The organism is Bacillus haynesii (assembly GCF_001969855.1).
GTDB lineage: Bacteria > Bacillota > Bacilli > Bacillales > Bacillaceae > Bacillus > Bacillus haynesii.
Map to the genome: position 1 here is coordinate 30,576 of NZ_MRBL01000007.1, position 11,645 is coordinate 42,220.

General features: G+C 47.2%; 14 protein-coding genes. 8 read left to right on the top strand and 6 right to left on the bottom strand.

The annotated features are described in order from the left end of the window. Positions 1-90 precede the first annotated feature (90 nt). The 3 genes from BTA31_RS07045 to BTA31_RS07055 are packed head-to-tail and all read left to right on the top strand — an operon-like array spanning position 91 to position 1,184. Positions 91-333 carry a spore coat associated protein CotJA gene (locus tag BTA31_RS07045; RefSeq protein ID WP_043927323.1) on the top strand — a complete coding sequence of 81 codons (243 nt, stop codon included), beginning with the start codon at positions 91-93 and terminating at the stop codon, positions 331-333. Continuing rightward, a complete protein-coding gene (locus BTA31_RS07050; protein ID WP_043927324.1) occupies positions 330-593 on the top strand; it encodes a spore coat protein CotJB in 264 nt (87 codons plus the stop codon). The genes BTA31_RS07045 and BTA31_RS07050 overlap by 4 nt, the downstream gene beginning before the upstream one ends. Positions 594-614: 21 nt before the next feature. Continuing rightward, positions 615-1,184 carry a manganese catalase family protein gene (locus BTA31_RS07055; RefSeq protein ID WP_003180413.1) on the top strand — a complete coding sequence of 190 codons (570 nt, stop codon included), beginning with the start codon at positions 615-617 and terminating at the stop codon, positions 1,182-1,184. A 43-nt stretch (positions 1,185-1,227) separates the two neighbouring features. Here the strand turns inward: BTA31_RS07055 and BTA31_RS07060 are convergent, their stop codons facing one another. After that, positions 1,228-2,847 (bottom strand): AMP-binding protein, encoded by a 1,620-nt coding sequence (locus tag BTA31_RS07060; RefSeq protein ID WP_076790336.1) that lies wholly within the window; start codon positions 2,845-2,847, stop codon positions 1,228-1,230. A gap of 64 nt (positions 2,848-2,911) precedes the next feature. Next, positions 2,912-4,111 (bottom strand): MDR family MFS transporter, encoded by a 1,200-nt coding sequence (locus BTA31_RS07065; protein WP_076790339.1) that lies wholly within the window; start codon positions 4,109-4,111, stop codon positions 2,912-2,914. Between the two features lie 114 nt (positions 4,112-4,225). Between BTA31_RS07065 and BTA31_RS23530 the strand changes: the two genes are divergently transcribed. The 3 genes from BTA31_RS23530 to BTA31_RS22390 are packed head-to-tail and all read left to right on the top strand — an operon-like array spanning position 4,226 to position 5,986. Then, positions 4,226-5,074 carry an ABC transporter substrate-binding protein gene (locus BTA31_RS23530; protein ID WP_083698277.1) on the top strand — a complete coding sequence of 283 codons (849 nt, stop codon included), beginning with the start codon at positions 4,226-4,228 and terminating at the stop codon, positions 5,072-5,074. Further along, entirely contained in the window at positions 5,071-5,781 is a 711-nt protein-coding gene (locus BTA31_RS23535; protein ID WP_083698278.1) for an ABC transporter substrate-binding protein, read from the top strand. The genes BTA31_RS23530 and BTA31_RS23535 overlap by 4 nt, the downstream gene beginning before the upstream one ends. Next, entirely contained in the window at positions 5,771-5,986 is a 216-nt protein-coding gene (locus BTA31_RS22390; RefSeq protein WP_083698279.1) for a hypothetical protein, read from the top strand. The genes BTA31_RS23535 and BTA31_RS22390 overlap by 11 nt, the downstream gene beginning before the upstream one ends. A 20-nt stretch (positions 5,987-6,006) precedes the next feature. Here BTA31_RS22390 and BTA31_RS07075 read toward each other — a convergent pair whose 3' ends face one another. From BTA31_RS07075 to BTA31_RS07090, 4 genes are all read right to left on the bottom strand, one after another. Further along, a complete protein-coding gene (locus BTA31_RS07075) occupies positions 6,007-7,248 on the bottom strand; it encodes a cell wall-binding repeat-containing protein (RefSeq protein WP_076790342.1) in 1,242 nt (413 codons plus the stop codon). Between the two features lie 83 nt (positions 7,249-7,331). Next, the gene (locus BTA31_RS07080) at positions 7,332-8,699 is read right to left on the bottom strand and encodes a sensor histidine kinase (protein ID WP_043927332.1); all 1,368 of its coding nucleotides are present in this window, start codon (positions 8,697-8,699) and stop codon (positions 7,332-7,334) included. Then, the gene (locus tag BTA31_RS07085; RefSeq protein ID WP_043927366.1) at positions 8,696-9,337 is read right to left on the bottom strand and encodes a response regulator transcription factor; all 642 of its coding nucleotides are present in this window, start codon (positions 9,335-9,337) and stop codon (positions 8,696-8,698) included. The genes BTA31_RS07080 and BTA31_RS07085 overlap by 4 nt, the downstream gene beginning before the upstream one ends. 123 nt (positions 9,338-9,460) lie before the next feature. After that, the gene (locus BTA31_RS07090; protein ID WP_076790348.1) at positions 9,461-9,901 is read right to left on the bottom strand and encodes a ferritin-like domain-containing protein; all 441 of its coding nucleotides are present in this window, start codon (positions 9,899-9,901) and stop codon (positions 9,461-9,463) included. A 228-nt stretch (positions 9,902-10,129) separates the two neighbouring features. Between BTA31_RS07090 and modA the strand changes: the two genes are divergently transcribed. Beyond that, on the top strand, positions 10,130-10,900 hold the full coding sequence (modA, locus tag BTA31_RS07095) for a molybdate ABC transporter substrate-binding protein (protein ID WP_076790893.1): 771 nt from the start codon (positions 10,130-10,132) through the stop codon (positions 10,898-10,900). An 8-nt stretch (positions 10,901-10,908) separates the two neighbouring features. Then, positions 10,909-11,565 (top strand): molybdate ABC transporter permease subunit, encoded by a 657-nt coding sequence (modB, locus tag BTA31_RS07100; protein ID WP_043927336.1) that lies wholly within the window; start codon positions 10,909-10,911, stop codon positions 11,563-11,565. The last annotated feature ends 80 nt before the right edge of the window (positions 11,566-11,645 follow it).

Here is an 11,645-nt window from a genome sequence, read left to right on the forward strand (position 1 = left end):
TAAGAAAAACTGATCGTTCATTTTTGAACATAACAGATCGAATATATGAATACATTAAATTAGATTCGATCACAAATAGAGGTGAACCATGTGAAGCACACCAAGGAAACATTCACCACAGTTAAATCGTATCGTCCGTTTCACAGCGCTTTTGATCCGTGTCCCCCGATCGGCAAAAGATACTACAGAACCCCTCCAAATCTATATCTAGGTTTTCAGCCCCGCGGCCTTCCGCAGTTTTCACCGATGGAGGCACTGCAAAAAGGGACGCTTTGGCCCGTGTTTTACGATCCTTATGAAAATCCGTATGAGATGGGAGGTAAGGGGGGATGACACACACTTTGCCGCAAGACTACTATCAAAGGCTTCATGAGATTCAGGCGGTCGATTTTGTCTTGATCGAGCTGATGCTGTACCTTGACACACATCCCGATGATACCGATGCCATCAAACAATACAACCAGTATGCCGGATATTCAAGAAAACTGAAAACGAAGTTCGAATCAAAATACGGCCCTCTTACATGGGGAAGTCCAGATCAGACAGTAGCGTACTGGAGCTGGAAAAAAAGTCCTTGGCCATGGCAAGTTTAATAGAGGAAGGGAGTCAGGTTCATGTGGCTTTATGAGAAAAAACTGCAGTATCCTGTGAGGGTGAGAGAATGCAATCCGAGACTTGCCAAATTTTTGATCGAGCAGTACGGCGGAGCGGACGGCGAATTGGCTGCGGCGCTTCGCTATTTGAACCAGCGCTACAGCATACCTGATAAAGTCGTCGGATTGCTGACGGACATCGGTACGGAAGAGTTTGCACACCTTGAAATGATTGCGACGATGGTATATAAATTAACAAAAGACGCGACACCCGAACAGATGAAGGAAGCCGGGCTCGGCGATCATTACGCAGACCATGATAAAGCCCTGTTTTACCATAACGCTGCCGGCGTCCCGTTCACCGCTACATACATCCAGGCAAAAGGCGATCCGATTGCCGATTTATATGAAGATATAGCGGCTGAAGAAAAAGCGAGGGCCACGTATCAATGGCTGATTGATATGTCGGATGATCCGGATTTAAATGACGGGCTGGCGTTTTTACGGGAAAGGGAAATCGTTCATTCACAGCGCTTCCGCGAAGCTGTCGAAATATTGAAGGAAGAACGCGACCGTAAAAAAGTGTTTTAAACAGCAAAAAGCCGAAAATACGATCGTATTTTCGGCTTTTTATTTATTGCACCGGGCTCGCAAGCAGTTCTTCTGCACGGTCGCGCAGCACATACTTTTGGACTTTTCCGGATGCGGTCAGCGGGTATTCGTCGATCAGAAATACGTATTCAGGAATTTTGTAATACGAAAGCTGTCCTTTGCAAAAATCTCTGACCTCTTCGAGCGTCAGCTTTTTGCCCGGCTTGCATTTAATAAAGGCCGCCGTTTTTTCCCCGTACTTTTCATCCGGAACGCCGACAACCTGTACATCGACAATATCCTCATGTTCATAAAGGAATTCCTCTATTTCACGCGGGTAAATGTTTTCACCGCCGCGGACGATCATATCTTTTAAGCGCCCGGTAATCCTCACGTATCCGTCCCGGTCCATTTCGGCCAAATCGCCGGTATGGAGCCAGCCGTCTTCATCGATGGCCTTTTTTGTGGCTTCGTCCATTTTATAGTAGCCTTTCATGACGAGGTATCCTCTTGTGCATAGTTCACCTTGCTCATCCGGGCCGAGCGTTTCCCCTGTGTCAGGATCGACGATTTTAATTTCTACATGCGGATGCACTTTTCCGACGGTCTCGACGCGGCGTTCGATCGTGTCGGTGACGGTTGTCTGCGTAATCACGGGTGAAGACTCCGTCTGTCCGTATGCGATCGTGATATCCGTCATATTCATTTGCTTCATCACTTTTTTCATGACTTCTTTAGGGCATGGGGAGCCTGCCATGATCCCGGTTCGCAGAGAAGATAAGTCATAGTTTGCAAAATCGGGGTGGGTGAGCTCAGCGATAAACATTGTCGGTACACCTTGCAGCCCTGTGCATTTTTCTTTTTCGACCGTTTGCAAGACGATGTCCGGCTTGAATTCGATGATCGGCAGCATGGCCGCGCCTGACGCGACACAGGCAAGCGTGCTTAGCACACAGCCGAAGCAATGAAACAGAGGAACCGGAATGCACAGTCTGTCTTCGCTTGTCAGCCCCATTCTGTCGGCAACGATCGCCGCATTGTTGACGATATTGGAGTGAGTCAGCATCACACCTTTTGGGAAGCCGGTCGTTCCCGATGTATACTGCATATTGATCACATCGTCGTGTGTGAGTGACTGCTCTCTTTCGAAAAGGTCGGCATCAGAGACCGTTGCGCCCATTTTGGCGATGTCGGCAAAAGCCGTCATATGTCCAGGGGCCTCATTCTTGCCAAGGTAGACGAGATTTTTCAGCTTCGGCAGCTTTTCAGGATTTTTCATGATCTCATCGATCATATCGATATAGGATGTCCCTTTGTAGCCGTCCATCAGAAACAGGGCGGTGGAATCGGAATGTTCCAATAAGTACTCGAGTTCTCTCGCCTGATAGCTTGTATTGACGGTGACGAGCACAGCGCCGATTCTCGCTGTCGCAAACTGGAGCAGAATCCATTCCGGAATATTGGATGCCCAGATGGCGACATGCTCTCCTTTTTGAATGCCGAGCGCGAGCAGTCCTTTCGCAATTTTAGAAGTTTCTTCAACAAGCTCCTGATACGAATATCTTAAATCGAGCTCAGAATATACAACCGCTTCATGATTCGGAAACCGGCTGGCGGTTGATTTTAAAAGCCCGCCGATCGTTTGTTTTTTTAATGTAACCATAATGCCTCCTTGTCTCCCGAATAAAATTTGTTTCCATTATAGCACTTTGTTCTAGTACCAGGTACTATAAAGGATTAGTTTTTTTAAACCGGGACACTGCTCGATATTGTGCAATCCCCCCGGCTGCCACGATTCCTGCAATGGCAAGAAAAAGCGCTGCCCCGCCGAACTTGATGAACATCATCCCGCCTAAAAAAGGTCCAATTGTCCGGGAAATATCCCAATGCAGGCCGAAAAATGCAAAATATCTGCCCCGCATATGATCGGGAGCAAGGCGCGAGACAAAGGTTTGCATGTGATTCAGAAGCATGCTTTCTGCCGCCGTAAATAAAACGGCAGTCGAGAGCAGCCAAAAGATCGATGATGAAAAAGCGAAACCAATCGCTGCCACAGCGTAGCATACGTATGATATGGAAACGATCGTTTTGATGTTCAGTCTTTCCGTCCATTTGACGAGCGGAATTTGCATTGTGATGCTAAGAAGGGCGCGGCAGACGGTATAAACAGTCAAGGTGAATAAGAAATCGTCAAAAAGAGTTTCAAGATAAAGGCGGTAGTTGGACTCCAGCTGAGCATAGAACAGGCTGACAGGGACCGACAAGAACATCAAGGTCAAAACCGGACGATGATGAAGAAATACCTTTTTTGCGGAAAGAAGATTTTCCCTCTCTAAAAGCTCATTTTGCTTTTTTGACCGCCATGGCTCGGGCATTTTAAAATAAACAGCAAGCCAGTACAGACAAAATGCACATGCCTGAAAGCCGAACATCAGGCTTGGCTGATAGGAATAGACTGCAAGTCCGGCGGCCGGACCGACCGCCGCGCCCAATCCTTCAATGGCATGAAGGACAGCGAACACTTCAGAGCGACGCCCGCTTTCAGTGCTGTCCGTTATCTGGGCCCGCTGCGCAGGGATGTACAAAGCTCCCCCGATGCCGTTCAGCACATAAAAAAAGGCGAACAGCCAAATATGATCCGCCATCATAAAACCGGCGGCAGAAACGGTCTGAAAGGCAAGCGCTGCCAGGATGACCTTCCGTCTTCCGATCCGGTCCGTCAGTCCTCCGGCGGCCAGCGTCACCGCGACCTCGGTCAGCGGCCTTGCTCCGATGACGAGCAACACCGGCAATACTCCGGTTCCAAGCACATCATACAGGTAAAAAAGGAGGAAAGGTGCGAGCATGGCTCCCGTTATTCCGGTCAGGAACTCTCCGAAGAAGCAAATCAGCACGGGGGAACCGTACCTTTGTTTTAAACGGTTCATTTCAATCCTCCTTCAACATAGCGGTGCAATTAGTGTAAAATGGGAAATCATCAGTAAAAAGGACAGAAAACCTGGGGAGAAATTTCCCCTTTTTAAAAGCGGGGGATAACGGAAATGAAACCGATTGAGCATTACATGGAACTCACCGCCGGTTTAAAATGCGAAAGCGGAGAGAGGGCAGAAGAGATTTCAGTCAATGAAATTGCGGAAATTCTATACTGCACACCGAGAAACGCAAAACTGATTTTAGCGAAACTTGAAGATTTGCAATGGATTGCTTGGAAAAGGGGGAGGGGGAGAGGAAACAAATCAGAAATCCGCTTTTTAAAAGCACCTTGTGAATTACTGCTTGAAACGGCGAAAAATGATACGAAAGAAGGTAAAATCGAGCGGGCGAAATACCTTCTTGAAGCATATCAGCATTCGTGTCCGGGTGCAGTGTCGTCATATAAAGATTGGCTTGAGCGCGTTTTCGGCTTTCAGAAGGAATCGGGGGACAGCAAGCAAAAAGATGTGCTGAGGCTCATGACGGCGATGGAGCCTGAGCATTTTAAGCGTCTTGATCCGTGCCGTATTTATCTGCGTTCAGAGAGCCATATCGTGAAGCAAGTATGTGATACATTGATCCGTTTTAATGAAAAGGAAGGAGATTTTATGCCGCATCTTGCCCACCACTGGGAATGTGACACAGACCAAAAAACGTGGACGTTCTATTTGAGGAAAGGGATCTATTTCCATGATGGAACAACATTGACGGCTGAAGATGTTAAATATTCGTTTGAGCGTTTTATGCTGGATGATGAAAATAAATGCAAATGGCTTGCAAAGGATATCGAAAATGTTGCCGTCAGGGATGAATATAGCTTGGATATTTGTTTAAAGGCGAAAAACTCACTGTTTCTGCATCATCTTTGTGATGAAAGGCTGTCTATTTTAAACCGGCACCAGAATGACGGGCTGTGATCGGGACGGGGCCTTTCAGACTTGCTCGCCGGGATGACCGGATTCTCACGCTTGAAGCGCATGAGCGGTATTTTAAAGGGCGGGCTTTTTTAGACCGGATCGAACTATGGTATATGGATGGGGATGTTTCTTCGGTCGACTACGGTTTTTATATGGAAAAAGAAGAACAAAACCGGGTTTGTGATAAATGGCATGAGGAAAGGAATGTTCAGTACATCTCGTTGAATGCAAACAAATTGGGGCCTCTCGGGCATAAGGCGTTCCGGAAGGCTTTGCGGCAAATCATTTCCCCTTCTGAGATGGTCAGTGAATTAGCCGGACAACGGACGGCCCCGGCGGGAGGCTTTTTAAACCGGGATCTTCCGCCTGAATCAGGGGACGACATCGGTAAGCTGCTTGCGGAAGGCCATTACAAAGGCGATCCGCTTCTGCTTTATACGTTTTCCGAACCGGATCATCGGGAGGACGCGTCATGGATACAAAAGAGGTGCAGGCGGTACGGCATTGCAATAGAGGTATGTTATATGAAAGCGGATGAACTCATGAAGGAAGAAGTGATCGCCAAAGCCGATTTGATTCACGACAGTGCGACATTCAGCCGTTCTGAAGAAATGAGCTGGCTTCACCTCCTTTTAACGGAAAACAGCTTTTTACACGTTCACTTGCCGGGGGGAATGGCAGAGGAAGTCCGCCTTGATGAGGGATGAGCTTCGTTTTATTGATGATCATTCCATGCGGATCAGCCTTCTTTGTGAGGCGGATCGCGCCCTGGCAGAAAATGTTTACACGATTCCGCTTTATCAAAACAATATACGCGTCAAAGCGGGGGAAGCTATTCAAGGCATTGCGCTGAACGAAGAAGGGTGGATTGATTTTTACGGCGTCTGGTACAAAAAAGAGGCTCTTCTTTAAGAGCCCTTCCATTGTGTCTCTTAATGACCGGAATGTCCTCCATGAGCGGACTTAATTTCCAGAATGTCATCAAGAATGCCTTGTGTCCGAAATGAAATCTCATTTTCTGATCCGAGAATGAATGCATGGTTGTATGGGCCGTCCTGCGGTCTGTCCTGAAAAGAAGGCCTGATCCCGGATAAATAGCTGTATAGCGTGCTGTCTGCCTGTCCTTTTTTGAGTAAAAGCAGGGGAGCGTGTTTTCCCAAATGGGAAAATGGCGCTCCGGCAAGCGCCAGCTCAGGCGCGGCCGTTGATGCGAAAGACAGTCCGTGTCCCGGATCTGTGATTCCCCAGCCAAAGCCGGTGTTCTTATCGCTGAATTTCGCAAACGCAATTGCATTTGCGACAGGAGTGTCTCCGGAAATTCTTTTGACTGTTCCGTATTCCTTTAATGCATCCTCCGTTTTTTCCGAAATCGCTTTTTTAGGGCCGAGAATATAGATATTTGCTTTGCCGTCCCTTTTCTTTAATGCTTCAGCCGTCTCATCGGGAATGCCTTTTTTGTTCACATACAGGATCGGCTCAGGCATGTGGGCGATCCAGTTTACAGCTGGGAGCGAATAAAGTTCTGCATCATCCTCGGATGATCCGATGATGACGCTCTTCGGATATTCATCGGCTGCGTCTGCGTATTCTTTGTCAATCTCTTTTGCCAGATCAGCCGCGTTCTTCCCTTTCAGCTCTTTTATTTTAAAAGCGTTCAAAGCTTGAAGCGCTTTTGAATCGAATTCTCCGACAGCCATGATTTGCGTCCCGTCTGAAGTGCCCGTCGGGTTCAAGCGCTTGATTTCATTCTGAATCTGCCCGGAGATTTTCCCTTTTTCCGCGATTAAAACAGGTCCGTTATTTGGGTGATGGATCAAATCAGCTGATGCAAGAGCTGCCTGCCATGATCCGCCCGAAACTAAAATCACTGCGCCCGGCCTGTTTTGCTTATGAGTGGCCGGCCATATCGTTTGAGAGGTTTTGATGCTCATTTCTTCCGGTGTATTCGCGTCAAGCCTTGTCGTGTTCTTTGTGTTTTTCACCAGGAGCCCTTCTTCCGCCCGCTTATTGAAATCACTCGGAAGAGAAGCCGCGTCTTTTTCTTTCATCTCCGAATGATCCATCGTTTGATGCTCCTCATGTCCGCCCGTGTTCCCTGAGTCGGAATTTTGGCATGCTGCAAGCGGAATCGCGAAAACAAGCATGACAAAAAGTAAACCGGATTTCAACTTCATGGTGTTTTCCCCCTTTTTGGTTCAGATTACTGAGTAGTATACCCGGGAAATGTGCAAAACTGGTGCAGACATCTCGACATTTGTTACACATCAAAAGGCAGCGTGATGATAAATTCGCTTCCTTTCGGGGTTCTGTTTTTTACCGCAATCTGACCGCCATGAAGCTCGACGATTTCTTTCGCGATGGCCAGGCCCAGCCCGGTACCGCCGGTTTGTCTGGATCTCGACTTATCGATCCGGTAAAAGCGCTCAAAAATATAATCCCGTTCTTCTTCCGGAATGCCGCAGCCTTCGTCCGCTACCATAATCTTGACCTGGTCCTCTAATTTTGATGCGGTGACGGCCGCTGTTGAATCGGGCTCGGAGTATTGGCGGGCGTTGTTCAGCAAATTTGAGATCACTTGTGAAAAGCGGACCTCATCGACTGTGACATATAGATCCGTCGGGATGTCGAACGAAAGGCTGATTCGTTTTTCCGAAAAAGCGACCGCCGCTTTTTGAACTTCTTTTTTCACGAATGTGTATAGGTGAATCTGTTTCTTCCTGATTTGAAATCCGGGCTGTTTCAGTTTTGTCAGCAAAAATAAATCGTCAACAAGGGTGTTTAAATTGTCCGCTTCCTCTTGGATGATCGACAAGTACTGATTTCTGGCTTGTGGTTCGAGCTTATCTCTCATCGCGACATCTGTGTAGCCTTTTATATATGTAATTGGAGTCCGCAGCTCATGAGCGACGCTTGACAGAAAATCGTTTCGTTCTTTTTGAAGCCTGCTGAGATTTGAGGAAAGGCTTTCGATCGATGCGGCGAGCTCACCGAGTTCATCATTCCTTTTGATATCAAGCGGAATCGAAGCTTGACCGTTTTTGATGCTTTCGGTTGCCTTCTTCAGTTTAATAATCGGCTTCGCTAAAACACGGCTGAACCAAAGAATAGCTGCGACCGTTAAGACGCCGGTTAAGCCGAAGCTGAGGAAAAACCGCTTCGTAAGGCTTGCCACCAAGGCTTTTATCGAGGAGGTCTCCAAATACATGAAGACGTAGCCGGCCGTTTCCCGTCCGTTCATGATCGGACTGATCGTACAAATGTACTTTGATGTATTCCAATGGGAAGATAAAGCGGTCCCTTTCCTCGGAATGTTTTTTTCTTCGAAATGAAGGTGTTCCGTCATGTCTCCCGAGGCAGACTGCGCCAATACGCGTCTATTTTGGTCCGTGATGATCACGTTTGTCCGGGCTTCGGTTTCCATCAGGGTGACGTGGTCTATCGTCCTTTTGTCAAAATGCTTTTCGAGTACGTCTCTGTGGCTGTTGCCCCTTAGTTGAAGCGCGCGGATTTCTTCATTTATTCTCGTGTTGACAATCGTTGTATACAGCGCGGCAAAAAGGATGGCTTCGATGAAAAGGATTAAAATGAAAAATGAACCTGCGAGCTTAAATGAAATCTTTTTCATGCTCCGGTTCCTTTGCTTGTCCATTTGTAGCCGACGCCGTAGACGGTTTGGAGATGGTCTTCAACCGGAAAGCCCGCTTTTTTCAATCGGTTTCGCAAATTTCTCATGTGCGAATCGATGGTACGGGGCTCGATATCAGAGTTGAATCCCCAAATGTTCTCAATCAATTGGTCTCTCGAAAGCACTTGATCCATGTGGTTTAAGAGTGTTCCGAGCAGATCGAATTCACTTGGCGTAATGCCGATTTCCCGGTGGTTGACATGCAGGGTATGATGCTGTTTATTCCAGATTAAACCGCAGAACCGGATTTCATGAAACCGGCGGGTGCGGCGCAGGACCGCTTCTATTCTGGCAAGCAGCACTTTTTCGCTGAACGGTTTTGTTAAATAATCGTCTGCACCGCATTTCAGTCCGCGCACGATGTCATCCTGCCCGTTTTTTGCCGTCAGCATGATAATCGGAACGCTTGTCAATCTTCGGATCTCTTGGCAAACCATCCATCCGTCCATTTCAGGCATCATAATATCGAGGATGACAAGATCGAAATTGCGCATTCTTATTAAATCCAGGGCTTCTTTTCCGGTGGCAGCTTTTGTGCACGAATAATGTTCTAAATAAAGCTCCAGCAGATCGAGCATCCGGTTTTCATCATCGACAAGCAGCACGTTCAATGTTTTAGCACCTCTTTAGTCAAAATATAAGTCCGCTATTTTAAAAATATACCCTATGAGGGTATATTGATCAAGGCGGGACGACCCGGATCACCTCTTTGACAAGAAGTATAAAAACCAGACTGCATGGTTTTGTTCGTCAGCTGCCGCCCGCTTGAACGCCTCCCGTATCGTCCGGTCTTTGACATAGTCTGCGATGTCCAAGTAAAAATCGACCGTTTCCTGCTCATCTTTAAATGCGGACTCCAGCGCGTACCGAAACTGTTCCGGACAAGGTTCCGTAATGGAAATGTCAGGATTTCGACCGGTAAGAGACGTATAAAATGTTAGGAACGCATTAAAGTGGCGGATTTCGTCTTGTCTGATTTCTAAAATTTGCTGTTTTGTTTTGGAGTCCGGGGCCTTTTGTGCGATTTTTTGATAGCAGACAACCGCGCTGTGCTCTCCGTTTACCGCTTTTTCAAGATTTTTGATCAGCCTGTCGTTTTGCCTGGCGGGATAGGCGGGATGATGCGATTGAACATACCACATGTTTTTCACCTCAACGTCTTATATTTTGTTGTCCTGTCATTATATGTAAGTATCGGCTTGCGTGTGCCTATGGAAAGGGCGCATCTCGAACATGTGTCAAAATGGTGTGGGGTGAGCGCAATCTATTTTAAAAAAATGAAGTTTGACGTAAAATGGTTGTTAGTGCCGAATTGGTGACATACATATCAAAATGGAGTGAGACTATTGAAAAAGACAATATTGACGGCCATGGCTGTATTGATGTCGGTTGTTTTGTTCGCCGGCTGCCAAGCGGAAAAAGGGGGATCAGCCAAGGGGCAGTCTGAAAAAGTTCAAATTACGGTTTCTGCGGCTGCGAGTCTCAAGGATGTATTAACAGAACTTTCCTCCGTATATGAGAAAGATCATCCGAATGTCTCTATAAAGTTTAATTTTGGTTCATCGGGTGCATTGCAGCAGCAGATCGAACAGGGCGCTCCGGCTGATTTATTTTTTTCTGCTGCTGAAGACAAATTTAATAGAGTGGTTGATCAAGGTTTAATTGACAAAAAAGACTCTGTCAAGCTGGTCGAAAACAGTCTGGTGCTGATCGTTCCGAAAGGGAAAAATCAGCATGTCAACAGCTTCAAAGATTTGGCCGATGACAAAGTCGAAAAGCTTGCGGTCGGCAAACCTGAATCAGTGCCAGCCGGAAAATACGCAAAAGAAACGTTGACGAACCTTGACGTATGGTCTAAAGTGCAATCTAAAATCGTCTACTGCAAAGATGTAAGGCAGGTTCTTTCTTATATCGAAACAGGCAACGCGGATGCCGGAATCGTTTACCGGACGGACGCCCTTTCATCAGATCAGGTCGAGACCGTAGAGACGGCGAAAAGCGATCTGCATACACCGATTGTCTATCCGCTCGGAATTGTAAAAAATACAAAGCACAGGGAACAGTCTGAGGAATTTTATCAATTCCTGCAAAGTGACCAAGCCGTTAAGGCAATGGAAAAGTACGGATTTAAGAAGGGCTGACCTCCGTTATGCTTGAGGAATTCTTTTCCCCAATTGAAATTTCCATCCAAGTAGCAACCGCAGCGGGTATCATCGCCGTTTTGTTTGGAACTGCTGCAGCGAGGCTCCTGGCGAACAGAAACTTTAAAGGCAAGTCCGTTATCGAGACGGTGATGATGCTGCCGCTCGTTCTGCCGCCGACCGTTGTCGGATTCTTTTTAATTGTGATCTTCGGAAGGCAGAGCGTGATCGGACGTTTGATTGAAGATATATTTCAAGCACCGGTTATTTTTACCTGGTGGGCAGCCGTGATCGCCGCGGCGGTTGTAGCGTTCCCGTTAATGTATCAATCTGCAAAATCAGGATTTCTGGCTGTTGACCGCGACATTGAGGACGCCGCGAGGGTTGACGGAGCAAACGAATGGAGGGTGTTCCTCTTTGTCACCGTTCCCCTTGCATCAAACGGAATCATGACGGGGGTTGTGCTCAGCTTTGCGAGAGCGCTTGGCGAGTTTGGCGCAACACTGATGTTTGCAGGGATCATCCCAGGGGTGACGCAGACGGTGCCGACGGCGATATACTTGGCGATCGATTCGGGGAATATGACGCTGGCATGGATGTGGGTCGCCTCTATCGCGATCATCTCGTTTTTGATGCTGTTTTTTGTGCAGTTCAAGCAAAAATAGCCGTATGGGGTGCAAGTGCTCATACGGTTTTTTCCCAGTTTTGGAGAATGGTTATTTTGCAGATGTTTCGATAGAATAAA